This window comes from Xanthomonas sp. D-36-1 (assembly GCF_017746155.1).
Classification (GTDB): Bacteria; Pseudomonadota; Gammaproteobacteria; order Xanthomonadales; family Xanthomonadaceae; genus Xanthomonas; species Xanthomonas cissicola.
In genome coordinates, this window is sequence record NZ_JAGHWR010000006.1 from 55863 (window position 1) to 81560 (window position 25698).

The 25698-nt window shown below is 67.3% G+C and carries 23 protein-coding genes; 15 read left to right on the forward strand and 8 right to left on the reverse strand.

What is annotated here, in order from left to right:
* Positions 1–521: 521 nt before the first annotated feature.
* Positions 522–1865, forward strand: a complete 1344-nt coding sequence (locus tag J7367_RS02020; RefSeq protein WP_007967068.1) for an AMP-binding protein — start codon at positions 522–524, stop codon at positions 1863–1865.
* 48 nt (positions 1866–1913) lie between these two features.
* Here the strand turns inward: J7367_RS02020 and J7367_RS02025 are convergent, their stop codons facing one another.
* The 3 genes from J7367_RS02025 to J7367_RS02035 all read right to left on the reverse strand — a co-directional run bounded on the left by J7367_RS02025 (position 1914) and on the right by J7367_RS02035 (position 4811).
* Positions 1914–2258, reverse strand: coding sequence for a hypothetical protein (locus tag J7367_RS02025; RefSeq protein ID WP_057661036.1), 345 nt, complete (start codon positions 2256–2258; stop codon positions 1914–1916).
* A gap of 199 nt (positions 2259–2457) precedes the next feature.
* Positions 2458–3465 (reverse strand): pteridine-dependent dioxygenase, encoded by a 1008-nt coding sequence (locus tag J7367_RS02030; RefSeq protein ID WP_022560288.1) that lies wholly within the window; start codon positions 3463–3465, stop codon positions 2458–2460.
* Entirely contained in the window at positions 3462–4811 is a 1350-nt protein-coding gene (locus J7367_RS02035; RefSeq protein ID WP_033481140.1) for an NAD(P)/FAD-dependent oxidoreductase, read from the reverse strand. Before J7367_RS02035 ends, J7367_RS02030 begins: the two co-directional genes overlap by 4 nt.
* Before the next feature lie 299 nt (positions 4812–5110).
* Between J7367_RS02035 and xanC the strand changes: the two genes are divergently transcribed.
* From xanC to J7367_RS02075, 8 genes are all read left to right on the forward strand, one after another.
* A complete protein-coding gene (gene xanC / locus J7367_RS02040; protein ID WP_005914783.1) occupies positions 5111–5380 on the forward strand; it encodes a xanthomonadin biosynthesis acyl carrier protein XanC in 270 nt (89 codons plus the stop codon).
* A gap of 37 nt (positions 5381–5417) precedes the next feature.
* Positions 5418–6101: a ketosynthase gene (locus J7367_RS02045; RefSeq protein ID WP_161797554.1), complete on the forward strand. Its 684-nt coding sequence runs from the start codon at positions 5418–5420 to the stop codon at positions 6099–6101.
* Positions 6102–6154: 53 nt separating this feature from the next.
* Entirely contained in the window at positions 6155–6904 is a 750-nt protein-coding gene (locus J7367_RS02050) for a lysophospholipid acyltransferase family protein (protein ID WP_005914786.1), read from the forward strand.
* A gap of 71 nt (positions 6905–6975) precedes the next feature.
* Positions 6976–7203, forward strand: a complete 228-nt coding sequence (locus J7367_RS02055) for a hypothetical protein (RefSeq protein ID WP_202988577.1) — start codon at positions 6976–6978, stop codon at positions 7201–7203.
* On the forward strand, positions 7200–8174 hold the full coding sequence (locus J7367_RS02060; protein WP_057661039.1) for an acyltransferase: 975 nt from the start codon (positions 7200–7202) through the stop codon (positions 8172–8174). Before J7367_RS02055 ends, J7367_RS02060 begins: the two co-directional genes overlap by 4 nt.
* The gene (locus J7367_RS02065) at positions 8098–8745 is read left to right on the forward strand and encodes a LolA-related protein (protein ID WP_057661050.1); all 648 of its coding nucleotides are present in this window, start codon (positions 8098–8100) and stop codon (positions 8743–8745) included. The genes J7367_RS02060 and J7367_RS02065 overlap by 77 nt, the downstream gene beginning before the upstream one ends.
* A 138-nt stretch (positions 8746–8883) precedes the next feature.
* On the forward strand, positions 8884–11250 hold the full coding sequence (locus J7367_RS02070; RefSeq protein ID WP_057660763.1) for an MMPL family transporter: 2367 nt from the start codon (positions 8884–8886) through the stop codon (positions 11248–11250).
* Positions 11237–11668 carry a hotdog family protein gene (locus tag J7367_RS02075; protein ID WP_057660760.1) on the forward strand — a complete coding sequence of 144 codons (432 nt, stop codon included), beginning with the start codon at positions 11237–11239 and terminating at the stop codon, positions 11666–11668. The genes J7367_RS02070 and J7367_RS02075 overlap by 14 nt, the downstream gene beginning before the upstream one ends.
* A 9-nt stretch (positions 11669–11677) precedes the next feature.
* Here the strand turns inward: J7367_RS02075 and J7367_RS02080 are convergent, their stop codons facing one another.
* Complete coding sequence (locus J7367_RS02080; RefSeq protein WP_209028893.1) at positions 11678–12214, reverse strand: hypothetical protein; 537 nt, start codon at positions 12212–12214, stop codon at positions 11678–11680.
* Between the two features lie 206 nt (positions 12215–12420).
* Between J7367_RS02080 and fabG the strand changes: the two genes are divergently transcribed.
* On the forward strand, positions 12421–13152 hold the full coding sequence (gene fabG, locus J7367_RS02085) for a 3-oxoacyl-ACP reductase FabG (RefSeq protein ID WP_007967045.1): 732 nt from the start codon (positions 12421–12423) through the stop codon (positions 13150–13152).
* Between the two features lie 297 nt (positions 13153–13449).
* Here fabG and J7367_RS02090 read toward each other — a convergent pair whose 3' ends face one another.
* The 4 genes from J7367_RS02090 to J7367_RS02105 are packed head-to-tail and all read right to left on the reverse strand — an operon-like array spanning position 13450 to position 17859.
* A complete protein-coding gene (locus tag J7367_RS02090; protein WP_057660757.1) occupies positions 13450–15072 on the reverse strand; it encodes an NAD(P)/FAD-dependent oxidoreductase in 1623 nt (540 codons plus the stop codon).
* Complete coding sequence (locus J7367_RS02095; protein WP_007962538.1) at positions 15069–15890, reverse strand: glycosyltransferase family 2 protein; 822 nt, start codon at positions 15888–15890, stop codon at positions 15069–15071. Before J7367_RS02095 ends, J7367_RS02090 begins: the two co-directional genes overlap by 4 nt.
* Positions 15887–16660, reverse strand: coding sequence for a beta-ketoacyl synthase chain length factor (locus J7367_RS02100; RefSeq protein ID WP_007962540.1), 774 nt, complete (start codon positions 16658–16660; stop codon positions 15887–15889). The genes J7367_RS02095 and J7367_RS02100 overlap by 4 nt, the downstream gene beginning before the upstream one ends.
* A complete protein-coding gene (locus J7367_RS02105) occupies positions 16660–17859 on the reverse strand; it encodes a beta-ketoacyl-[acyl-carrier-protein] synthase family protein (protein WP_057660754.1) in 1200 nt (399 codons plus the stop codon). The genes J7367_RS02100 and J7367_RS02105 overlap by 1 nt, the downstream gene beginning before the upstream one ends.
* A gap of 219 nt (positions 17860–18078) precedes the next feature.
* Here J7367_RS02105 and J7367_RS02110 point away from each other — a divergent pair, with 219 nt between their 5' ends.
* The 5 genes from J7367_RS02110 (at position 18079) to zwf (ending at position 25693) form a co-directional block, all read left to right on the forward strand.
* Positions 18079–18339 (forward strand): YcgL domain-containing protein, encoded by a 261-nt coding sequence (locus J7367_RS02110; protein WP_017156303.1) that lies wholly within the window; start codon positions 18079–18081, stop codon positions 18337–18339.
* Positions 18332–21652: an ankyrin repeat domain-containing protein gene (locus J7367_RS02115; RefSeq protein WP_057660752.1), complete on the forward strand. Its 3321-nt coding sequence runs from the start codon at positions 18332–18334 to the stop codon at positions 21650–21652. Before J7367_RS02110 ends, J7367_RS02115 begins: the two co-directional genes overlap by 8 nt.
* A 26-nt stretch (positions 21653–21678) precedes the next feature.
* Positions 21679–22008: a hypothetical protein gene (locus J7367_RS02120; RefSeq protein ID WP_007969218.1), complete on the forward strand. Its 330-nt coding sequence runs from the start codon at positions 21679–21681 to the stop codon at positions 22006–22008.
* A gap of 62 nt (positions 22009–22070) precedes the next feature.
* A complete protein-coding gene (locus tag J7367_RS02125) occupies positions 22071–23870 on the forward strand; it encodes a glycoside hydrolase family 15 protein (protein ID WP_057660750.1) in 1800 nt (599 codons plus the stop codon).
* A complete protein-coding gene (zwf, locus tag J7367_RS02130; RefSeq protein ID WP_022560275.1) occupies positions 23867–25693 on the forward strand; it encodes a glucose-6-phosphate dehydrogenase in 1827 nt (608 codons plus the stop codon). The genes J7367_RS02125 and zwf overlap by 4 nt, the downstream gene beginning before the upstream one ends.
* The last annotated feature ends 5 nt before the right edge of the window (positions 25694–25698 follow it).

A 25698-nucleotide genomic window follows, 5' to 3' on the forward strand; every position in this document is an offset into this window, starting at 1 on the left:
TTCGCCTGCGCAGCAGGCTTGGGCCACAGGTCATGCGTGCGTGGCTGCATGCAGCCTCCGATCGCATCTGCTAGCGCGCGATGAGCGGGCGCGACCATGATCGAGCGCTGCGCAAGGCATGCAGTTGCAGAGCAAGCGCAGCAAGGTAGGACGCGACAGCAAAATGAATACTTCAACTCCACGGCACCGGTAAAGCCGCGCGCGACTGACAAGCGCAGACGAGCGTAGCGAAAATCTCGCGTGGAAAACCCACCTGCGCCGCCGCGCCGCACGACTGCCATCCACACCTGCAGCCACCGGCATATCGCAACGCCCAGCGCAAGCAAACACGGGTGAAGACCCGCCGAGCGCAGAGAGGATGGTTGCCGTGCCGCACAAGGCGCGCGGTACACGCAACTTGCCCGTCCCCACATGCCACGCCCTGGTGGCGATCAACTCCGCGTGCCGCAGAGGAAAACCCCCGACTTGCCAGCAGCGCAGGTGGCGGCCAAGCTAGCGCGCTTTTGCGACCGTCGGTTTCCATGTCCAGCCTGCCTGCTCCCGCTGTTTCCCATCCGATGGCTGTTGGTGCGCCCGCCCGTCCGCTGGCCTGGCGCGCGGGGCAGTCGGTCGATCTGGCGACCTTCATCGCACACGTGCACGGCCTGGCGCAGCAGCTGCCCGAGGGCAGCCATGCGGTGAATCTGTGCGAAGACCGCTACCGTTTCATGGTGGCGTTCTATGCGTGTGCGCTGCGCGGGCAGGTCTCGCTGCTGCCGTCTTCGCGCGCGCCGGCGGTCGTGGGCGAAGTGCAGGCGCGTTACGCCGATACCTATTGTCTGGGCGATCTGACGCTGGAGCTGGCGCCGCCGCGGTATTGGCAGCTGCCGGCCGAGTTGCCGCAGGCCCAGGGTCCGATTCCGCAGCTGGCCGACGATGCGCTGGTGGCGATCGGTTTCACCTCCGGCAGCACGGGCAGCCCGCAACCCAACCCCAAGACATGGGGCAGTTTTTTGACCAGCACGCGCCAGGATCTGGTCGCGCTGCAAAGCCTGTGGACGCACACCGATGCCGTCCCGCACGTGGTCGCCACGGTGCCGCCGCAGCACATGTACGGCATGGAGTTGTCGGTGCTGCTGCCGATGGTGACCACGCTGGCAGTGCACGCAGGGCGCCCGTTCTTCCCGGACGATGTGGCACGTGCGCTGGCCGATATTCCCGCGCCGCGTGTCTTGGTGACCACGCCGGTGCATCTGCGTGCGTTGGTCGAATCCGGCGTGGCGCTGCCGCCGCTGGCCGGTATCGTGTCGGCCACCGCGCCGCTGGCGCCGGAGATCGCCGCTGCCGCCGAAGCGCGTTTCGGCGGCGAGGTGCGCGAGATGTTCGGCTCCACCGAAACCTGCGTGTTCGCCGTGCGCCGTACGGCGCTGGAAGCGGCGTGGACGCCCTTGCCCGGCGTGCGCCTGGAAACCCAGGCTGCGGGCACGCTGGTGCATGCGCCGCATCTGGCCACGCCGGTGCTGCTGGCCGACATGATGGACGTGGCCGACGACGGCCGCTTCCAGGTGCGCGGCCGCCAGGCCGACCTGCTGGAAATCGCCGGAAAACGCGCATCGCTGGCCGATCTCACCCGGCGCCTGCTCGCCATTCCCGGTGTCATCGACGGGACCATCGTGCAGCTCGCGCCCGATCCCGGCCAGGCGGTCGGGCGGATCGCCGCGCTGGTGGTCGCCCCCACCCTCGACGAAGCGCAGGTGCTGGCCGCACTGCGCGTCAGCGTGGACCCGGTGTTCCTGCCGCGCCGCCTGCGCAAACTCGCCGCCCTGCCGCGCAACGAAACCGGCAAGCTGCCGCGCGATGTGGTGCTGGGATTGCTCAACGGCTGAGCGTGAACAGCCGCGTGCGCGCGTCGTCGGGCGCTGCCTCTGTCAGGATCAGCTTGGCGATGGATGGCTGCAGACATAGCGCGAAAAACGTGCCAGCAAGCGCGTTTGCTGCAGGGCTTCGAGCGTTGCTTCCACCTGGCAGCTCAGGCCATTGCGGTCGGCGCAGCGAGTTGCCGCAGTATTCGCCGCCTCCAGCCGTGTGCGGGTGCGTGGGCGCAACTGCGCTTCAAAGGTTTCTTGCGCAAAATCCAGATCGCCGGGCGTGACCGACCTGGCCTGTCTGCCAGGGCACAGGCTGTCGGTCTGCGTCGCGAAGGTTTCGAACGACTGGCCGACTAGCAATTGGGGGGCGGCTGGAACGGACGCCGCCAATACGATCGCAAGCAACAACATGGTCGGCCTCTGCGCGCAATGCTGAGAGGCCAGCTTAGAAGCAGCGGTGTGCCGGCATTTGTCAGCGGCTGTCTAACGCTTTCGACAAGCGGTGTTGAACACGCACAGCGCAGGAGTGCCTGCGTCACGTCGCCCGCATCGCGCCATCCGTTGGCGCTGCTCAAGCGATCGCCGCAGATGGCCTCCGCGGCAGGTGGCATCACCCATGCACCCCATCGATCTCCACCGCCAGCTCATCGCGGCAGATCACCGCGTGCAGCAGCAGGCGCGGGACCGCATCGCCGAAGCGGGCGTCCAGTGCCTGCGCAACCCTGGGCAGGTCCTCGCGCTCTCGTACATAGACCTTCAGGCGGGTGCCGGCGCCGAACTGCGCGGGTAACGCAGGTGCCTGCTGACGCGCGGCGCCGAGCAGGGCGTCGAAGTTGGCGAAGGTTTCTTCCAGCTGCGCCAGCAATTGGCCGGTGTGCATCGAGGCGTGGCCGACCACGGCAGCGGTGCCTGACAGCAGCAACGGCATGTCGCTGCCGGCCGGCGGCAGCATGGCACGGGCGAAACTCGGTGACTGCGGACCGTACTGACGCGGGTAGTGGTAGGCACTGACCTGACGCGGGTTTTCCAGCGGCGTGCCGGCATTGGCGGCGGCCAGCCAGTAGATCTGGATGATGCGCTCGGCATCGCAACGGCCCACGGCGGTGGCGGCCGGTAACTGCGCGGTGTCGAATGCGCCCAACCCGCGTGCACGGCCAACGCAGAACTGCCGGTAACGTTCGCGGTCGCCGCTACCCAGGGTGATGGCGTCCAGGTAATTCCAGATCCGCAGCAACCGTGGCGTCTGGCTGTTGCTGACGAAGGCGGTGATTTCCGCATACGCCCTGGCGGCGGCTTCTTCGATATCGACATCCTGCTCGTCGATCTCGATCACGCCGAACTGCAGGTGCCCATCGCTGGACCAGGCGATGTTGCCATCGCGGCCGCTGCTCACCGGCGCATCGGTGCGCCACACTTCCAGCACGCTGGCCTGGTACGGCTGCAGCGGCACGCGCAGATAGCGCGAGTCGTGCAGGCGCGGCGCCGCATCGCCGAAGCCGAACACGGCCAGCACCTGCGGATCGGTCAGCAGCACGGCAGGGTCGGTCTGGTCGACATAGTCGACCTGCAGCCGGGGATGGCGCACGGCGTGCGTGGTCTGGGCCTGGGAAGCGGTCATTGAGCGTCTCGTTGTTGCGTGTCGCGTTGCAAGGTGTCGCCGTCGAAGCCGAGCTTGGCCTGACGCCGGCGATGGCGCCACGACTGCCAGGCGCGCGGCATCATCGACAAGGTGGTGAGTGCGTACAAGGCGCGAAAGGCGCGCAGGCGGATGCGGACTTTGGGGGCATCGAACACGTCGCCGGCCAGCATCGCGACCACCGCCTGTTCCACCTGCCAGGTGTTTTGCGGCTGCGCGAACAAGGCGCGCATGGTGGGCGAGGTGAAGCGGTAGATGAACCACTTGAATTCATCCACGCCGCGCGTCAGTTCGCGCTGCAGCGCGCGCTGCAGTTTCGCCTCCGACTGCGGTGCGCGCAGTGCCGCATCCACCATCGCTGCGCCACGTTCGGCGCCGTGCATGGCCAGGAACACGCCAGAGGAGAACATCGGGTCGACGAAGGTGTAGGCATCGCCCAGCATCAACCAGCGCGGCCCGGCCATGCGCGTGCATTCGTAGGCGTAATTGCCGGTGGCATGCACCGGCGCCACGCGCTCGGCGCCGAGCATGCGCGCGTTGAGTTCGGCATTGAGCGCCAGCGTGCGCATCAAGAAGCCCTCGCTGTCGCCCTGGCGGGTCTTCATGTAGTCCGGGTAGCAGACCGCGCCCACGCTCATGATGTCCTCCGGCAGCGGAATCAGCCACATCCAGCCATGCGCATGCCGGTAGATGCTGATGTTGCCGGCATCTTCGCCCGGGCGTCGTGCCACGCCGCGGAAATGGCTGAACAAGGCGGCCGACTGATGCGTTGCATTGGCGCGTTTGAGCTTGAGGCGGTTGCCCAGAAAGGTGTCGCGGCCGCTGGCATCGAGCAGATAGCGCGGGCGGAACTGCTGCACGCCACCATCTGTCGTGCGTGCCTGCAGCACCGGGTGCTCGCCGTCGAAGGCGACCTGCTCCACGCAGACCTGCTCGCGTGCATCCACGCCCATCGCACGCGCACGTTGGAACAGCACATGGTCGAATTGCGCACGCGGCACCTGGAAGGCGAAATCGGCCTTGGCATCGAGCGCGTGCGAAAAACGGAACGTGTTGTAGCCGCCGCTGTCGTTGGGAAAATCCGCCCCACGCTTCAGCACGCCGATGGCACGCACGTCTTCCAGCACGCCGAGGCGTTCAAGAATCGGCATGTTCATCGGCAGCAAGGATTCGCCGATATGAAAGCGCGGGTGCTGCGCCTTCTCAAGCAGGGTAACGGACCAACCGAGCTCGGCAAGTGCGATGGCCGCGGTGCAGCCAGCCGGGCCGCCGCCGACGATCAGGACATCCGGACACTCCGGTCCGGGAGCCGGCCCGGCTGCCGGCATGGCGGTCGGGGTGAGGCGAACAGCGGTGGAAGTCATCCTGGAACGAACCTGCGGCGGGCGAGCGTCATGCAGTCATGATAGCCTGCCCGGCGGCCCGGCCAGCTGTGGCCCGCCGATCCATATGTGAAGAACGACGGCAGCAGGCAGGCACCGGCCAGCCGCGCGGCAGATGCTCGGATTGGCAGCGGCGGCAACGTACACTACGGCCCGACGCGACGCCCATGCCTGCCGATGGTCGCCCGCGCTGCTCTTGCTTGTTCTCACTCTTGTTGCCCGACCCTGACCTGTGGAAATCCTGGATGTCCTCGCAAACCGCTGCCGAACGTGAACTGGCCGAACTCCTGGTCGAAAGTCTGAACCTGGAAGACGTCCAACCCGCCGACATCGATCCGGAGGCGCCGTTGTTCAATACCGGGCTGGGGCTGGACTCGATCGACGCACTGGAACTGGCGCTGGCGATCAGCAAGCGCTACGGCTTCCAGCTGCGCTCGGACAACGACGAAAACCGTCGCATCTTCGCGTCGCTGCGCGCACTGTCGGCGCATGTCCAAGCCAACAAGACCGTCTGATCTGCCAACTGCGCCATCCCCCGACGCACCCGCGTGGGTGCTGGGGCTGGGCGTTCTGCTGGCGGTGGCGTATTCGCCGCTGGCGCATTGGGCCAATGCCAGTCACCGCCCGGAATTGGCCGTCATCGCCGGTGGTTTGCTGGTGCTGATGGTGTTGATCGAACCGATGGTTGCGCGCCGGCCCTGGGCCTGGGCGTTGGCGCTGCTGCTGCTTGCCGGGCTGGGCGCGCTGTGGCATTCGCCGTATGCGATGTTGGTGCTGGCGGCGCCGCCGGTGGTGTTTACCGGGTGGGTGGCCTGGTTTTTCGGGCGCAGCCTGCGGGCCGGGCGCACGCCGCTGATCACGCGCATTGTCGAAGGCCTGTACGGCCAGGCCGGCATGCCGATCACGCCCGAACAACGCCGCTACACGCGCCGCCTCACGCTGGCCTGGGCGCTGCTGCTGTGCGGCCTGACCCTGGCCAATCTGGTGCTGGGGCTGTGCGCCGAGCCCAGCGGCGTGCTCGCGCAGCTGGGTCATGCCTCGCCGCTGCCGATCAGCGACGCGCGCGCCTCGTTGTTCGCCAATCTGCTCGCCTATGGGGTGATTGGCGGCTTCTTCGTTGGGGAATATCTATTGCGCGGTCGCTGGTTTCCACAGCGCCCCTATCGTAATCTGCCAGACTTCTTGCGTCAGATGGCGCGGCTCGGGCCGGATTTCTGGCGCGATCTGCTGCGCTGAGTGCGTGGCCTGGGGCAGCGACGGACGTGCATATTTTCGGGGACAAGACAAAAATGCCGTTGGCAAGGATGCCGTCGCGCCTGGCGTGGGCTGTGTTCAACCTGTTGCAATTGGCGTTCACGCTGGCCTTTACCGCTGGCGGAATCGTCTATGCATTGGTCGTGCTGGCGATCACCCGCGATGCCGACCGTCTGCTGCGCATGGGCAGCTGGATGTGGTCGCCGGTGCTGTTCCGTGGTGCGGGCGCCACCGTCATCGTGGAAGGGCGCGAGCGGGTGGATTGGTCCAAGAACTATCTGTTCGTGAGCAACCACCAGTCGATCATCGACATCTGTGCGCTGTTCCATGCCTTGCCGGTACCGCTGCGCTTTTTGCTCAAGCAAGAAATGCGCAAGGTGCCGTTCGTGAACTGGTATGCGCATGCCGCCGGCATGCTGTTTCTGGACCGCGACAGCCGCAGGGCCGGGGCGCTGGTGCGGCGCCAGGCTGCCGCACTGCTGCGCGAGGGCAAACAGTTGTGTCTGTTTCCCGAAGGCACGCGCAGCCGTACCGGCGCATTGTTGCCATTCAAGGCCGGACTACTGCAGGCCGCTATCGATGCTGGTGTGCAGGTGGTTCCAGTGGCGCTGGATGGCTGCGGCAAGGTCTTGCCGGTCGATGGCCTGTTCAGGGTGAGGCCGGGCATCATTCGCGTGCGGATCGGTGCGCCGATCGCGGTGACCGGGCCGGATGCGCCGGATCGCCAACAATTGACCGAGCAGGCACACAAGGCCGTGGCTGCAATGCTTCAACCCAGGATCTGAGTTCCACGCTTATGGATTTCGTTGTGCCGCATGATCATCCCTGCCTGCCCGGACATTTCCCGGGCCATCCCGTGGTGCCTGGCGTGGTCGTGCTCGACCATGTGCTGCAGGCAGTGGAAGCCCTGCATGGTCCGCGCGCGGCCATGCGCCTGCCGCAGGTGAAGTTCGTGCAGCCGTTGCTGCCCGGCCAGACCGCCTCGGTCACGCTGGAAGGCGATGGCCCGCGCTGGCGCTTCCGCGTGCAGCGCGCCGAGGCGTTGCTGGTCAGCGGCGAACTGGTGGCCGAGGCAGCGCCATGAGCAAGCATTGGAAACAGCGTCCGGAAGGTGGCGGGCGCTTTGCGTTGTGGCTGATCCGCGGCATTGCACGGCACGCCGGGCGTGCGGTGGGGCGTGCGCTGCTGTATCCGATCACGCTGTACTTCCTGCTGGTGCGTGGCCCGGAGCGCGCCGCCTCGCGTGCCTATCTGGCGCGGGTGCTGGGCCGCCCGGCTTCGCTGCGCGATGTGGCGCGGCACATCCATACCTTCGCCTCGACCATCCTGGACCGGGTGTACATGCTGTGCGGGCAGATGCAGCGCTTCCGCGTGGACATCACCGGCCTGGATCAACTGCACACGCAAATGGATCGCGGCCGCGGCGTGCTGATCTTCGGCTCGCACCTGGGCAGCTTCGATGCGCTGCGCGTGCTGGCCACCGAGCGCCCGGACGTGCAGGTCAAGGTGGTGCTGGACAAGGCGCACAACCGCGCCATGACCGACCTGCTGGGGGCGCTCAACCCGCAGCTGGCCGCCAACATCATCGACGCCGGCATGGATGCGACCTCGATCGTCATGGCGATCAAGGAAGCCACCGATGCCGGTGCGCTGGTGGCGCTGCTGATCGATCGCCCGAGCGAAGGCGACCCGGCGCTGCCGGCGATGTTCCTTGGCCGCAATGCGATGTTCCCGACCTCGCCGTGGCTGATCGCCGCGGCGCTCAAGGTGCCGGTGGTACTGGCGTTCGGCCTGTATCACGGCGGCAATCACTACGAGCTGGCGTTCGAAACCTTCAGCGAAGGCCTGGACGTGCCGCGTCGTCAGCGCGCCCCGGTGCTGGCGGTACTCATGCGCGATTACGCTGCCAGGCTGGAACATTACACCTGCTACGCGCCGTACAACTGGTTCAACTTCTACGATTTCTGGAACACCCACCATGCCGATGTGCCGCACCCTGCCGTGGATGCTGATACTGCTGTTCAGCGCCGCACCGCTATGCGCCGCACCGCCTGAGACGCTGGACGTCGGGCGGGTGCTGCAGCGCCTGGCGCGCCCCGCACCGGTCAGCACCGACTTCGTCGAATTGCGCGGCTCGGCCTTGCTGAAGACGCCGTTGCGCGTGGAGGGCCACTACCGTCGCCCGGACGCGCAGACGCTGGTGCGCGAGGTCAGTGCGCCATACCGCGAAACCACCACGCTGACCGGCGACGAAGGCGTGCTGGAACGCGAAGGCAAGTCGCCACGCCGTTTCTCGTTGAGCCGGGTGCCCGAGCTGGCTGGCTTGAAGTCCGGTTTCGGCGCGTTGCTGTCCGGCGACCGCGCGCTGCTGGAGCAGCACTACCGCGTCAGTGGGCAGGGCCAGCCACAGGCCTGGCAGCTGACCCTGCAGCCCAAGGACGCCGCCGTGGCCAGGCAGGTGCACGAATTGCGCCTGTACGGACGCAACGACGAACTGCGGTGTATCGAAAGCGTGCCCGCCAAGGGCGACATGCAGCGCACGCTGCTGGGCGCTGCGGCACGCGAAGCGACCGGCATCATCGATGCCAACGCGCTGACCACGCTTTGCCACGGTTCGGGCGCGTGACCGCGCGCGGGATGGTGGCGCCGATCGTCTCTGAAAACATCACACCCTTCGCAGCTGAAGAGCGCACATCGCCGATGACGACCGATGCCGCGCGCGCGGCCGGCGGGCGTTCGGCCGCTGTAGCAGGACACGCACACCATGGCGCTTGAATTGAATGCAAACCGCCGCATCGGCCTGGCGCTGTTGTGGCTGGCCTTGCTGGCGGTCGCCGGATTCTGGTTGAGCGAAACGCTCAAGGTCACCGGCGATCTGCGCAAGTTCATGCCTGCCCCGCGCACGCCGGCGCAAAAATTGTTGATCGAAGAACTCGGCGAAGGCCCTGGATCGCGGCTGCTGCTGATGGCGTTGTCCAACAGCGATCCGGTCACCTTGGCCGAGCAGTCGCAGCAACTGCACCAAGCGCTGTCCGCACAGCCGGCGTTGTTCGAACTGGTCGGCAATGGCGGCAATGCCGGGTTGGAGGCGATTCCCAAGCGCTTGCTGCCGTACCGCTATCTGCTCAGCGACAGCTTCGACAAGACCCCGCTCGACGCGCCCGCGCTGGAAGCGGCGTTGCAGGCGCGCGTGCAGGATCTGGGCTCGCCGGCGGCGGCCATGGTGGAGCCGTTGCTGCCGCGCGACCCCACGATGGAACTCCTGCATCTGGCCGACACCCTGCAGCCGGCAGTGATGCCGCGCACGCGCAATGACGTGTGGTTCGATCGCGCCGGCACCTCGGCGCTGTTGATCGTGCAGACCCGCGCGGCAGGCTTCGACCCCACCGGCCAGCAGTTGGCCTACGACGCCGTGCAAGCGGCCTTCGCGAAGGTCAGCAAGGGCACCGCCACCCAGCTGACGCTGACCGGACCGGGCGCATTCGCTGTGGAAATCACCGCGCGCACGCAGGGCGAGGCGCAGTGGATCGGCACGCTCGATACGGTGGGCCTGGTGTTGCTGCTGCTGGTGGCCTACCGTAGCTGGAAGATTCCGGTGCTTGGCGTGTTGCCGCTGGCCAGCGCCGGTCTGGCCGGCCTGGGCGCGGTGGCGCTGCTGTTCGACGGCGTGCACGGCATCACCGTGGCATTTGGCTTCACGCTGATCGGTGTGGTGCAGGATTACCCGATCCACCTGTTCAGTCATCAGCGTCCCGGTCTGGATCCGCGCGAGAACGCACGGCATCTGTGGCCGACGTTGGCCACCGGGGTGGTCTCCACCTGCATTGCCTACGTGACCTTCCTGTTCTCCGGCGTGGACGGCCTGCGGCAGCTGGCGGTGTTCACCATCGCCGGCCTTGCGACCGCCGCGGTCACCACGCGCTGGCTGTTGCCGGCCCTGATCGATCCGGCCCCGCGCGATTACGCGGACTCGCGCCTGCTGGCGGTGCTGTGGCGTGGCATTGCGCGCCTGCCGCGGCCACGCATCAGCCTGGCGGTGATGGCCGTGATCGGCATTGCGGTGATCGTGTTCGCGCCGGGGCAGTTCTGGCAAAACGATCTGTCGAAGCTAACCCCCGTGCCGCCCAAGGCATTGGCGCAGGACACCCATCTGCGTCAGGAACTGGGCGCGCCGGACGTGCGTTACGTGCTGGCGCTGCCGGCAGCCAGCGATGAGGCGGCGTTGCAGGCCAGCGAGCAATTGCGCCCGCGTCTGGATGCGCTGGTGCGCGATGGTGCGTTGCTCGGTTACGACATGGCGGCACGCTATCTGCCCAGTGCCAGGACCCAGCGTGCGCGACAGGCCGCATTGCCCGATGCTGCGCAGGCGCGCGCGCTGACCGAGCGTGCTGTGGCCACGACGCCATTCCGCAGCGATGCGTTTGCGCCGTTCCTGCAGGATCTGGACGCCGCCAAGCGCGCCGCACCGCTGCGACCGAAGGATTTGAGCGGCTCACCGCTGGCCACGTCGGTCGGTGGCTTGCTGCTTGGCCGTGGCGATCGCAGCACCGCGCTGGTGTCGTTGACCGGCCTGCGCGATCCGGCGGTGTTGGCGGCCGCCGTGCAAGGCAGCGGCGCGCAATTGCTGGATCTGAAGGACGCCTCCGAATCGCTGGTGGCCGCCTACCGCGGACGCGTGCTCGGTGCGCTGGTCCTGGCTGCCTTGTTGCTGGCAGTGACCGTGGCGATCGCACTGCGCAGCCCGCGCCGCATCGTGCGCGTATTGCTGCCGATGGCGCTGACGACGGTGCTGATCCTGGCGATCCTGCGCGGCGCCGGGGTGGAGCTCAATCTGTTCCATCTGATCGCGCTGATCCTGGCCGCTGGTCTGGGCCTGGATTACGCGCTGTTCTTCGATCATGCCGGCGACGATCACGCCGACCAACTGCGTACGCTGCATGCGTTGATCGTCTGCAGCCTGATGACGTTGCTGGTGTTTGCGCTGTTGGCCGCGTCCAGCATCCCGGTCTTGCGTGCCATCGGCAGCACAGTGGCGCTGGGCGTGTTGTTCAATTTCATTCTGGCCTTGCTGGTGTCGCGCGAACCGGCGCTGGAGCGCACCGCGAACGGAGAACCGCATGCAGGGACGTGACGCAATCGCTGCGCTGATTCCGCACCAGGGCAGCATGTGCCTGTGGGAAGAAGTGATCGAGTGGGATGCGCAGCGCATTGTGCTGCGCAGTCACGCGCATCGCAGCGATGCGCATCCGTTGCGTAGCAACGCGCGTTTGCGCGCGCTGCATCTGTGCGAATACGGCGCGCAGGCCATGGCCGTGCATGGCGGGTTGCTGGGCCGCGAATCCGGCAAGCCGGTACGCCCGGGCATGCTGGTAGCGCTGCGTAGCGTGGAGGTGCACGTGATGTATCTGGACACCTTGCCGGATGCGATCGACTGCCAGGCGCAGGTGTTGATGCAGGGCGAGGACAGCCAGCAATACAGTTTTCGCCTGACCCATGGCGAGCAATTGCTTGCCGAAGGACGCGCCACCGTGATGCTGGGCGCCGCCTGAGGCCTGCGCTCAGGGATTGACGGGTGTCTTCGCCGCGATCAGCGCGCTCAGATTGCCGACGCCGGGCAGGCGATGCGCATACAGCCGCGCGATGTCGCCGCCGCTGTGCAGATGCTCGAAATGCTCCAGACCGATCGACAGGAATTCCGCACTGCCATCGTGCGGCGTCTTGATCTCGCCGACTTCGAGTGCCTTCAAGGCGCTGATCCAATGGAAGGACTGGCCAGCGTCTTCGCGATTGAAATAGGCGTACCAGACCGGAATGCGGAACAGCCGCTCGAACGCCACCGCGCGTCTGAGTTCATCCTCATAGGGCAGGCTGTAGCAGGTGTTCTTGTACCTGTTGCGGTTCTTGACGTCGATGGCGATCAAGCCGATCGACTCCAGCAGCAGGAAATCCGGCCGTTTGACCGCTGTGCCGAACAACGGCGCGAAGGTCTCCGGCGCCTGGCAGATGGCCACATAACTGAAGCCATGTAACTGCAGCCACGCGTTCATCGCATCCTCGCCCTGCTTGCCCAGTTCGATCAGGGTCACTGCGCTCATGTGGTGCCGCTCCTTGTCGCCGCGCACGATCGCGCATGTCGAAACGCTAGCAATCCGACGCGATGGCGCTCAAGCGCCCACTGTCCGATGTGCGGCCTGGTCGAGAAAATGCGCCACCGCCGCGTGCTTCGATGCGCGTGTCTGTCTGCGCGCAGGCGGGTTGGTCTACGATAACGCTCCCACCCTGCGCATGCGGTCCTTGCCTTATGAACTCAGTTGCACGACGCGCCATCGTTACCGGCGGCAGCGGCGATCTTGGCGGTGCGATCTGCCGCCACCTGGCTGCGCAGGGCCGGCATGTGATCGTGCACGCCAACCGCAACCTGGCGCGTGCGGACGAGGTGGTTGCCGCGATCGTGGCCGATGGCGGGAGCGCACAGGCAGTGGCCTTCGATGTGGCCGACGCGCAGGCAAGTTCGGCGGCGCTGGAGAGCTTGCTGGAAGCTGGCCCGATCCAGATCGTGGTCAACAACGCGGGCATCCATGACGACGCGCCGATGGCAGGCATGAATGCCGAGCAGTGGCACCGCGTCATCGACGTGTCATTGCACGGTTTTTTCAATGTCACCCAGCCGTTGCTGCTGCCGATGGCGCGCACGCGTTGGGGCCGCATCGTCAGCGTGTCGTCGGTGGCGGCCGTGTTGGGTAATCGCGGGCAGACCAACTACGCCGCCGCCAAGGCCGCGTTGCACGGTGCCAGCAAGTCGCTCTCGCGCGAAATGGCCAGCCGCGGCATTGCAGTGAATGTGGTCGCGCCCGGCGTGATCGAAAGCGAGATGGTCGGCGACAGTTTCGCGCCGGAGGCGATCAAGCAATTGGTACCGGCCGGCCGCGTCGGCAAGCCCGATGAAGTGGCCGCGCTGGTCGCCTTTCTGTGCTCGGACGTGGCCGGCTACATCAATGGCCAGGTGATTGGCGTCAATGGTGGCATGGGCTGAGAGCGGCTGGTCTGCGACGTTCGCTGCAGGGCCCTTGCCGGCCCACCGTCGCAGGACACGCTGCAAGCATGTCCTGGTAAGCGCTTACGCGGCATCCATGCCGCGTAAGGTCCCGCGGCGGTGAGGCGGCAAGGGCCAATCTGGATGGCCGGTGCGCATGCTCACGAGCAACTGCTGGCTCAGCTCCGGTCTCTTTTATTTTCATGACCAGATCATCATGACCAGATCACGGTGGCGCATCACGCGAGGGTCAAGAAGTGCAGGTCATGCCAACTTGCCGTGTAGCTGCTCTAAAGCTCACGCCGCGTCGGCGTACCAGGCCGCAGTAAGAATCGCCTCGCCGTTGGCGCAGGCGGTCAATGACTCCAGGCCGTGGTCGGGCAGGTCCGGGTAGCGCTGGCGTGCCTGTTGCAGGATCTCGCGCGCCAGTACCGCCATCTGCGCGACATTGCCGTGGACACGTGCGACAAATGCATCATCGTCTAGCGTGTCGTTCAATGCGCCGTTGAGGTCGTTGAACCAGCCGATCAGGTATTGGTCCAGCAGCCGGCCATTGCCGGTGGCGATGCCCTGGGCGGTATTGCGCACGCCCCAATCGTGCAGCACCTGCTGCATTGCCAGGTTCATGTCGCGCGCGTGCAGGAAGTCGTTCTTCATGCGCGAGAGCAGACTGAGATGGGCGATGCGCCCGCTGCAGAACAGCGGCGCCAGCAACGACCAGTAATAGGTGTAATCCCAGATCACCTTGACCGGCATCACCTGCTCGTCGCCGAACAGCGCGTACTGATCCTGATACAGCGTCAGGGTGTTTTCGTAGAACGAGAAATACAGCTGCTCGTACAGCTCCACATACGGGCTAAGCGATTTGCCGGCGCGGTCGCGGCCGATCAATTCGCAGATGTAGGTGTTGGAGATGGCGATGAAGTCGCTGCCGGGCGAATAGAACGGATCCAGGAACACGCCCGCTTCGCCGGTCAGTGCCCAGCGCTGCGGCGAGAACACCTGCTTGCAGCCATAAGAGAAGTTGCGCAGGAACAGAAAGTCCTGCAGCCGGTAATCGGCCTGGTCGAGCGTGGCAGCGACCTGCGGCTGATGCGTGCGCAGCCAGGTCATCGCCTTCTCGTGGGTGTTCATGCCCTCCAGCGGATGCAGGTCTGCATCGCAGACGATGCCCAGCGAATGCGCACCCGACGACAACGGGATCAGCCAGAACCAGTAGCCCGGCCCGCACATGTGATTGGTCGAGCGCCAGCGGTCTGGTGGCGTGCAGCGCTGCAGCCAGCTGCTGTCCTGCGACCAGCCGTTGGGGTCGATCAGGCCTTCCACACGCCACCACACGGCATTGGCGTTGTGGTCGTTGTCCTGCGCCAGGCCGAGCTTGCGCTTGAGCAGGCCGGCGCGTCCGCTGGCATCCACCACCCAGCGCGCACCCAGCGTGCCCGGCGTGCCATCGCGTTCGAAGCGCACGGCGTGGTCGGTGTCGTCTTCGGACAGGTCCACGCCCTTGACGCTGCAGCTGTCGATGAAGGCGATGCCCTGTGCACGCGCACGTTCGCCCAGGAAATTTTCGAAGCGGCCGCGGTCGATCTGCCAGGACGGCGTGGGCAGGATCTTGCTCACGCCCAGTTCGGTGCAGCGGTCGATGTCGTGGCGTTGGTCGGAGAAGAAGAAGCGGAACCCGAACTTGCGGATCTGCTCGGACTCCAGATGCTCGCGCAGGCCCAGTACGTCGGCAAAATAATGCGCGCCGATTTCCACCGTGGATTCGCCGACCTTGAACGCGGCCTCGCGGACCGGATGCGCGCGCCGTTCCAGCACGGTGATGGCAAGCGCCGGATCGCGCTGCTTCAGTTGCAAGGCCAGGCTCAGGCCGGCCAGGCCACCCCCGGTGATCACGACATCGGCGCGCGGTGCATTCATGAGGAGTGATTGCTCTTGGTGACCGCAGGGACAGTAGCAAATTCGCCATCGGGATCGTCAACGATCACCGGGTTGGCGCGCACGCGGCGATATTCGCGCCACACATGGCCGTATGCCCACACCTGTTTGACCACGTGCGAGGTGATATTCCACAGGTCGCGCACCAGCCGGAAATGGCTCTTGCGGAAGGTGCCCGGCGAGGTACCGGCGTAGCGGGTTTCGATCGGCACGGCGACTACGCGCGCGCCGGCCTGGCGTGCGGCCGAAATCAGCAGCTGCGCTTCGAATACGAAGCCTTCGCCCGGCACGTTGGGCAGGGTGAACACCGAGGCCGGATACAACCGTTGGCCGCTTTGGCTGTCGATCAAGCGGAAGCCGCACCCCCAGGCAATGCCCCAGTCGCCGAAGTCGTTGCCGATGCGGCGGATGGTGGGCTGGGTGGCGCGCTTGCGCATGCGCGCACCGATGATCACGCAGCCCGGGTGGCGGTTGGCGGCGGCCAGCAGGCGCGGGAAATCGGCCGCCTTGTGCTGGCCGTCGCCGTCCATGGTCATCACCGCGCGCATGCCAAGACGCTGTGCTTCGGCGAAACCGCTGCGCAGGGCAGCACCTTTGCCCATGCGCTGCGGGTGACGGATCAGCGTGACCGGCATGCCGGCGATGCACTCGGCAGTGCCGTCGTCGGAGCCGTCGTCGACCACGATGACCCGAGAGCAATAGGTCAGCGCGTCGGTGACCACTTCGCGGATGCGCAGCGCCTCGTTCAAGGCCGGCACCAGGATGGCGGTGTCCTCGCGGCTCAGCGGTTGCCGGCTCATGGCCGGATCTCCACGCGCAGCACCCGGCCCGGTGCGGCATACAGCGCCACGCTGCCGCCATTGCCGGCCAACAGGTCCAGCAGCGGCAGCATCGGCGCCATTGCATTGCCGGCGATGTGGCGCGACAGCGCGCCATCGCCGGGCGAGGGGGCGCCGTCGTCCAGATGTGCGTGCAGCTGCGGCTTGCCGGCCTGGCCGGGCGTGCCCAGCACCAATGCGCTACCAAGCAGCCCCTGGCTGGGGGCGACACGCCCGAGCGGCCCGACCGAACGGGCGTCGTAGCTGGCCAGCAGCACGGCCTGCGCGCCGGCAGCGCGCTGCACCAGCGCTTCCAGCAGGCCCTGCGCGAAGCTGCCCAGGCTGGCGCTCATCGCCGTGGCCGGGGTCATCGCGCCGGCGCCGATGGTCCAGTAGCCGGCTGCGGCGTTGTGTACCGAGTTGTGGAACTTCGTTGGCGAAATCGCCAACGGGTCGCTGGCCAGCGTGGTGCACATATAGTCGGAGATGGCCAGATCGCCGTAAGTAGAAGTAAAGATCGACGGCAGGCTGGCCGGATCGCGGCCGGCGGCGCCACAGGCGGCCAGCGCAGCTTCCAGCGACACGGCGACCGTGTCCGGTGCCCGCCGGCGCTCGTTGGCGGCCAGCAGCTGCGGCGCCGGGCGGGCGGGGGTTTCCTGCAGCGCGCCGCCGCGTGCGAAGGCGCTGGCAGCTTCCCAGTTGGGCAGACCCTGGGTCCAGAAGCCGATCCCTTCGATGGTCGCGGCCAGCATCAGCGGGCCCGCCCGAACAGCAGCGAACAGTTGTTGCCGCCAAAACCGAAAGAGTTGTTCATGGCGTAGTCGATGCGGGCATGGGCGTTGTCGAAGCGGATCTGCGGGCCACAGGCCGGGTCGGGGATGTCGCTGTTGAGCGTGCCGGGCAGCACGTCGTCGCGCAGCGCGAGCAGTGCGATCACCGATTCGACGATGCCCGCCGCGCCCAGGGTGTGGCCGGTCCAGGCCTTGGTCGAACTGGCGTGCAAGGTGCCGGGGAAGATCGCTGCCACTGCGGCGGCTTCCACGCTGTCGTTGGCCGGCGTGGCGGTACCGTGCAGATTCAGATAGCCCACCGCGGCTGGCTCCAGACCGGCGCGGTCGAGCGCACCGCGCATCGCCAGCTGCGCGCCCAGCCCTTGCGGATGCGGCGCCGACATATGGTGCGCATCGCTGGATTCGCCGTAGCCGTACAGCCAGAGCGTGGCATCCGGTGCGGCGGCCGGGCGTTCGAGCAGCGCAAAGCCGCCGGCCTCGCCCAGGCTCAGGCCGACCCGGCGTGCATCGAACGGCTGGCACATCTCCGGCGCCACCACCTGCAGCGAGTTGAAGCCGAACAGCACGCTGCCGCACAAGGTGTCCACACCGCCGACCAGCGCCGCGTCGATCACGCCGGCCTCCATCAGCCGCGCCGCCTGGGCGAACACCTTGGCGCTGGACGAACAGGCCGTGGCCACGGTGGCGCACGGGCCACGCAGGCCGGTGGCGTGCTGCACGAAGTCGCCCAGCGAATGCGGGGTGTGCACGATCGGGCGATTCAGATCCTCGGGGAAGCGCGCGCCGTCGGCGTCGTCGACCAGCCGCGTATAGGCTTCTTCGCTGGCGCCGATGCTGGAGGTGGAGGTGCCGATGATCACCGCCACGCGCTCGGCGCCGTAGCGCTGCGCAGCGGCCTGCACGGCCTGCGCCATCCCGTCCTGCTGCAGGGCCAGCCAGGCCAGGCGGTTGTTGCGGCAATCCCACGCTTGCAGGGAATCGGGCAGTACAACGTCTTCAACGCCATCGACGCGGCCAACCCAGCATGGCAGCAGCGGTTGCGCGCCGAAATCGTTGCGACGCAGGCCGCTGCGTCGGGCGGTCAACGCGGCGGCCTGGGCGGCAAGCCCGGCACCGAGCGCGGTGGTGGAAGTGAACGCGGTGACGGCAACCGGGGCCATCTGGGACGAATGCTGCGCTTGGCTCACGATGGTCTGGCTGGCAAAAAGTGCGGTCAGTATATCGATGGCGCGCGTGGGTCCCGTGGACGGCGCAACTGAACGTCACCGTCATGTGTCTGACGCGGCTGGGATTTTTCGCACAGGCCGCGCTTTCGCCGTCGCCGCAATTGCGACACAATCGACGCGACACATCTCTCTTCAGAGCGCGACCACGCGCGCATGCACGCCTACGTCTATAAAAGCCAACGCAAGCAGGACACCTTCGTCTATCTCGCCGCACGTGACGATTTCTCCGGTCTTCCTGCCGCCGTGCAGGCGCAGCTGGCGCCGTTTACGTTCGTGCTGGATGTGGCGTTGACGCCCGAGCGCCGGTTGGCGCAGGCCGATGCGGCCACGGTGCGCGAGGCGCTGGGCAAGCACGGCTTCTATCTGCAATTGCCCAAGACCATCGTGCTCGCCGGCGAGTGCGACCATGACTGAGCCTGTGCGTGGCGCACGGATGCGCGCCGCAGCGCTGGCCGGTGCGGCTGGCGTGGCGCTCTGCCTGCTCGGCGGCCTTGGCGGCGTGGTCGCTGCACTGAGCCTGTGGCTGGCGCAGCCGGCGTTCGCGCTGGCGGTGTCGTGGGCACGTGGGACGCGCGCAGTGCCGGGCCAGCCGCGTGCGATCGCGCAGGCGCTGCCGCCGTTGCTGGCCATCTGGGGCGTGGGCCTGCTGGCACTGGCGGCGCTGATCAGCTGGCCGCTGACCGCCCTGCGCGACAGCGGCAGCCTGGCGGCCGCGCTGGCGCTGAGCGTCGCAGTCAGCGCGGCCTTGCTGGGGCTGTGGCGGACCTGGCCGTTGTGGGGCGAGGTGGAACGCGACGGTGGCGCGCTGGCGCCACGCTGGCAGGCGCTGGCCGCGCAGGAATTGCATGCCTGGCGCGGCCTGCTGGCGGCCGCACTGGTGCTGGCGATGTGCACGCTGGCCGTGGTGCTGGCCTGGCCGGGCTGGTTGTCCGGCGGCCTGCGCTGGGGTCTGGCGGTGGCTGCCGGTGTGCTGTTGCCGGTGGCCCATCTGCTGCTGCAACGCACCGCCGCGCCCATGCGCAGCGATGTGCCGCACACGCGCCAGGCCGCCGATTTCTTCTCCGAAGCCGCCGCCGAACCGCGCCCGCTGGAACCGGTGGCCCAGCACCAGCTGGTGCCCGAACTGTTCGAGGCCGCGCGCGGTGGCCGGGTGGATCGCGCGCTGCAATTGCTCGAGGCCGGTGCCGACCCGCAGGCGCTGCCGCTGCCGGAATGGCGCGATCAACGCAGCCTGCCGGCGCTGGCGGCCGTACTGCCGGATCTGCGCCTGCTGCGTGAGTTGATCGTGCGCCGCGTCGACGTCAATCAACCGCATCGCGGCATGACCCCCTTGCTGGCCGCCACCCGCGACAGCTGGCACGGCCGCCCGGATGCGGTGATGACCTTGCTGGCCAACGGCGCCGACCCGCGCGCCAGCGACAACGACGGCAACACCCCCTTGCATCACGCCGTGCGCAGTTCCGACCCGGGCGTGGCCGCGCTGTTGCGCGATGCCGCCGCCGAGCTCGACGCGCTCAACAACGAAGGCCATTCGCCGTTGGCGATGGCCTGCCAGGTCGGCAACTGGCGGCTGGCCAAATTCCTGCTGGAGCGCGGCGCGCAGTCGGAGCCGGAGGGCGGCGCCCCGGTGCTGCTGGCGGCAGCCGGTACCGAAGAAGACGACCCGGCCGGCGTGCAGTTGCTGCTCAAGCACAAGGCGCGTGTGGATGCGCGCGACCGCCAGCGTCGCAGTGCGCTGCACGAAGCCGCGCTGGCCGGCCACGGCGACATCGTCGAGGCGCTGTTGTCGGCCGGGGCGAATCTGGAAGCACGCGATCTGCTGGGCCGCACGCCGTGGCTGGATGCCGCGCGCCAGGCACGTAGCGCCGTGCTCGAACGCCTGGTCGCGCGCAAGGCCGATGTGCTGGCCATCGATGGCGACGGCCGCAACGCATTGATGCTGGCCTGCGCCGCCGACAACGTCTCGCCGGCGCTGATCCGCCGCCTGCTGGACCTGCAGGTGCCTGCCGACAGCGTGGATGCGCATGGCCGTCGCGCGGTGGATGTGGCCGCCGAGGCCGGACGTTGGGCGATCGTGCAACTGCTCGATCCCGCTTACCCGTTGCCGGCCGCGGTCAGCGACGCGCAGGGCGACACGCCTGGCGTTGCCGTACTGCCCGATCGCCCGCCGCTGGTGCTGCTGCGCGAAGGCCTGCAGCTCGGGCAGCGCGACGGCCTGGTCGCGCTGGCGCGGCTATGCGCACCGGAAGAACTGGGCGGCCTGCTGCACGACGCGCACCTGGCCTTGAACGCCGAGGCGGTCGACTGGCTGCTGCGCCACGGCGCCGACGCCGAAGTGCGCGACGCCTGCGGCGATGTGCCGATGTTTGCGCTGCTCTCGCGCGGCGTGGAGGCGGTACCGGCGCTGCAGGCATTGTTGCGGCATGGCGTCTCGCCGGCTGGCGCCGGTGGCCTGACCCGGTTGCTGAGTGCCTGCGTGCAGCACGATGCGGCATCGCGTGGGCTGGAACAGTTCGCGCTGGAACTGCTCGAACGCGGCGCCGACCCCTTCGCGCCGTCGGCCGCAGGCGATCCGCCGTTGTCGCTGGCGGTGCGGCTGGGCTGGCTGCGCCTGCAGCAGTGGTTGCTGGAACATGGCGTGGACCGCGAAGCGCGCGACAGCCACGGCATGACGGCGCTGCATCTGGCCACCGCGCTGGGCCGCGATGCCTCGCTGAAACTGCTGGTCAAGCAGGGCGCTTCGCCGGAAGCGCGCGCTGCCGACGGGCAGACCCCGCTGGGCGTGGCGCTGTCGATCGGCCGCCGCGATCTGGCCGACTGGCTGGACTGGCGCATCTGGTCGCTGCCGCGCCGCACACTGCGCGAAGCGGATGTGCCGGCCGCCGCGATGACCGGCGATACCGATGCGGTGCGTCGCCTGATCGATCTCGGCCTCACCGTCGACGCCGTCGACGCCCAAGGCTGCACCGCGCTGCTGCGTGCGGCCGGTGGTGGCCATCTTGGCGTGGTCGCGCACCTGCTCGGCCGCGGCGCCGATCCGCAGCGCGCGGCCAATAGCGGCGCCACGCCGTTGTCGGCGGCGGTGAGCATGCGCCAGACCGAGATCGTGGCCGCCTTGCTGCACGCCGGTGCGCAGATCGAGCACCGCCTGCCGGGCGGGGTCACCGTGCTGATGCTGGCCTGCGCGCTGGGCCTGCCGGACATCGTGGCGCGCCTGCTCACTGCCGCGGCCGACGTGCACGCCACCGACAATCAGGGGCTGGCGCCGCTGCATTGCGCGGCGTTGTACGGCTTTACCGCGCGCGACAAGAACCGGCTGCTGGCTCTGCTGGATACCTTGCTGCTGGCCGGCGCCGACCCGGACGACCTGGCCGGTGGCCGGGTCAGCCCGCTGCTGCTGTTGCTGGGCGCGCGTGCCGAACCGGGCACCGCCTGCGACGAGCAGGTGGTGCTGGCCGGGGTCGAACGCCTGCTCGACGAAGATGTCTCGCTGGATGTGGCCGACCAGCGCGGCTTCGGCCCGCTGCATCTGGCTGCACTGCACGGCCTGCCGCTGCTGGTGCAGCGCCTGTTGCGGGCCGGCGCCGATGCCGACCGTCGCGATGCGCTCAACCGCACCCCGCGCGAGATCGCCATCATGCGTGGCTTCATCGATGTAGCCGGCCAGTTCGAACCGGCGCTGCCGGGCGTTTCGTCGATGGCGCGCTTCCTGCGCGAAGGCCGCTGAGCCAGCGCGGCGGGCAACCGCTGCGGGTGCTCTTCGTGTGCAGCCGCAACCGCCTGCGCAGCCCTACCGCCGAGCGCGTGTTCGCCGACTGGCCCGGCGTGCAGGCGCAATCGGCCGGGCTGGCCGCAGATGCCGACGTGCAGGTCACCCCGGAGTTGTTGCAGGAAGCGCAGGTGGTGCTGGCGATGGAACGCCGCCATCTGCAATTGCTGCGTCAACGCTTCGCCGCGCACCTGCGCCATTGCCGGATGATCTGTCTGCACATTCCCGACGACTATGCGTACATGGATCCGGCACTGATACGTCGCCTGGAACACACGGTGCCACCGCTGCTGCGTTTGCCCGCGCATTCGTAACCTGATCCCGACACGGCCCATGCAAGACTGCGCGCTCTTTCGCCGGAAGGAGGCGCCCACCAATGAGCGTGCGTATCGAGGATCACGCCATGCTGGGCAACTGCCACAGCGCGGCCCTGGTCGACCACCGCGGCACCATCGACTGGCTGTGCCTGCCACGCTTCGATTCCGATGCGGTGTTCGCATCGTTGCTGGGCGATCAACAACACGGGCAATGGACGTTGTCGCCGGCCGCCGACTTCCGCACCGAGCGCGCCTACCAGGACGATAGTCTGGTGCTGTGCACGCGCATGATCACCGACACCGGCACGGTGGAGCTGATCGACTTCATGGTCGCCAGCGAAAACGGCGAAGTCCATCAGCATCTGGTGCGTATCGTGCGCTGCGTGCAGGGCAGCGTGCCGATGCACATGCGCCTGACCTTCCGCTTCAACTACGGCCGCACGGTGCCATGGGTGACGCGCATCGTCGATGGTATCCGCGCCATCGCCGGCCCCGATCAACTGGCATTGCGTTCGCCGCAGACGCTGCGCGGCCAGGACATGGGCACCGAAACCGACTTCACCCTGCGCGAAGGTCAGAGCACCTGGTTCCTGCTCAGCCACGGCGCATCCCATCAAGCCACGCCGCCTTTGATCGACGCCGAACAGGCACTGCAACGCACCACCGCGTTCTGGCACGGCTGGGCGCGCCGCTGTACCGATGTCGGGCCATGGACCGAGCAGGTGCGCCGCTCGTTGGTGGTACTGAAGGGGCTGAGTTATCTGCCCACCGGCGGCATTGTCGCCGCGCCCACCGCCTCGTTGCCGGAGCATCTGGGCGGCACCCGCAACTGGGACTATCGCTACTGCTGGCTGCGCGATTCGGTGTTCACGCTGATCGCGTTGTTGCAGGCCGGGTGCCGCGACGAAGCGGCAGCCTTTCGCGATTGGGTCCAACGCACCATTGCCGGTTCGCCGGATCAATTGCAGGCGCTGTACGGCATTGCCGGCGAACGCCGCTTGCAGGAGTGGGAAGCGCACTGGTTGCCTGGCTATGAACATTCCGGCCCGGTGCGCATTGGCAACGGCGCGGTGGATCAGTTCCAGCTCGATGTGTATGGCGAGTTGATCGGTGCGTTTCATTACGCCCGCGAAAAGGGCGTGGGCCTGCCGTCGGACGACGACGGTTCGTCTGCATCGCTGCTGGAAAAGATTCTGGAAACGTTGGAAACCCTCTGGCGCGAACCTGACGAGGGCATCTGGGAAATCCGCGACCAGCGCCGCCACTTCGTGCATTCCAAGGTGATGGCGTGGCTGGCCTTCGACTGCGGCGCGCGCGACGGCATCACCAATGCAGATGCTGGGAAACGCGCGCACTGGGGCCGGCTCGCCGAAGAAATCCGCGCGCAAGTGCTGGAAAAAGGCGTGCACCCGGACGGCCATTTCGTACAGAGCTACGGCTCGGATCGGCTGGATGCCTCGCTGCTGCTGATTCCCATCGTGGGGTTTCTGCCGCCGGACGATCCGCGCATCGCCGCCACTGCCGATGCGATAGCACGCGATCTGACCATCGACGGGTTGGTCGAGCGCTATCGCGCCGACGACAGCGCCGACGGTTTGCCGGCCGGCGAGGGCACCTTCCTGGCCTGCAGTTTCTGGCTGGTGGAAAACTATGCCTTGATCGGCCGCACCGACCAGGCGCGTGCGCTGCTCGAACGTCTGCTCGAACTGTGCAACGACGTGGGTCTGCTCGCCGAAGAATACGACCCGCGCAGCAAACGCATGCTCGGCAACTTCCCGCAAGGGTATTCCCACGTGGCCCTGGTCAATGCGGCACTGCGCCTGCATGGACGCATGGGCGAAAAGGAAACGCATCCATGAGTGAGCAAGCAACCACACCGCCGTGCATCATCGTGGTGTTCGGCGCACGCGGCGATCTGACCAAGCGCCTGGTCATGCCGGCGCTGTACAACCTGCGCCGTTCCGGTGCGCTGGGCGATGATTTCGCCATTGTCGGCATGGACCATGGCGACATCAGCGAGCGCGCGTGGCGGACCAACATGGGGCAGTCGATGACGCAGCTGCTCAGCAGTCGCGATGCCGAATTCCAGACCGACGAATTCGACACCGCCACCTGGGACTGGCTGCGCGAACGCATGCATTACCTGCGCGGCGACTTCACCGATCAGGGAGCCTATCGATCACTGGGCGGCGTGCTGGACAAGCTGCACAAGCGCTACGGCACGCAGGGCAATGTCCTGTTCTATCTGGCCACCGCCGCGCGCTTCTTCGAGCCGGTATTGCTCAACCTGGGCGAGGCTGGCCTGGTCAAGCAGCGCGAAGGCGAAGGCTGGCGCCGGGTGATCGTGGAAAAACCCTTCGGCCACGATCTGCCCAGTGCCCAGCACCTCAATGCCACGGTCGCCAAGGTGCTTCACGAGGATCAGGTGTTCCGCATCGATCATTTCCTGGGCAAGGAAACCGTGCAGAACATTCTCGCCTTCCGCTTCGCCAATGGCTTGTTCGAGCCGGTGTGGAACCGCGACCGCATCGACCATGTGCAGATCACCGCGGCCGAAACCATCGGCGTGGAAGGGCGCGGACGGTTCTACGACCCCACCGGCTGCCTGCGCGACATGGTGCCGAACCATCTGTTCCAGCTGCTGGCGATGATTGCGATGGAGCCGCCAGCGGCCTTCACCACCGAGGCGATGCATCGCCGTCGCGCCGAAGTGATCGAAGCGGTGCGCCCGATCAAACCCGAAGACGTGGTGCGCGGGCAATACGCCTCCGGTGCGGTCAATCGCAATGCGGTGCCGGGCTACCGCGAAGAAGACACCGTGCCCGACGATTCGGACACCGAAACCTATGTGGCGATGAAGTTGCAGGTGGACACCTGGCGCTGGGCCGGCGTGCCGTTCTACCTGCGCACCGGTAAGCGCCTGCGCGAACGCACGACCGAGATCGCCATTCGCTTCAAGCCGGCACCGCTGGCGCCGTTCCGCAGCACCGAGGTGGGCGGCTACGGCCCCGACTGGCTGGTGCTGCATATCCAGCCGGATGAGGGCATCTCGCTGCAGTTCGACGTCAAGCGCCCGGGCGCGCAGGTGGCACTGGCACCGGTGCGCATGGACTTCCGTTACCGCGACTGGTTCCCCAAGGAATACACGGTGGGCTACGAGCGCCTGCTGCAGGACTGCATGAACGGCGAGGCCGGCCTGTTCCAGGATGCGGCCATGGTGGAAGGCGCATGGCGCATCGTGCAACCGATCCTGGATGCATGGAAACAACCCCCAAGCGACTTCCCCAATTACGCGGCAGGCAGCGCCGGTCCCTCGGCCGCCGATGCACTGCTGGCAATGAATGGCGGACACGCCTGGCGCGCCCTCACCCCCGGGCGCAAACCCCCACCGCGGCGGCCGCCGGAGGCGCGTGCTGGCGCTGCCACGCCGATTAAGAAAACCACCAAAAAGACCGCGAAGAAAGCGGGTAAGGCGACACCCAAACGTGCCGCCGCACCTTCTGCAAAATCCACTCAGGGCGCAGCCGGTTCGCCTGGCAAGGTGGCAAAGACATCCGTCACCAAGCGCGCGACGAAGAAGGTCGCAAAAGCAGCTGTAAAGGCCGTGAGCAACGCTGCGGCTGGCAAGAGCGCAGCGAAGAAGTCGGCCAGCAAGACCGCAGTGCGCATACCGCGCCGCTGAGTGAT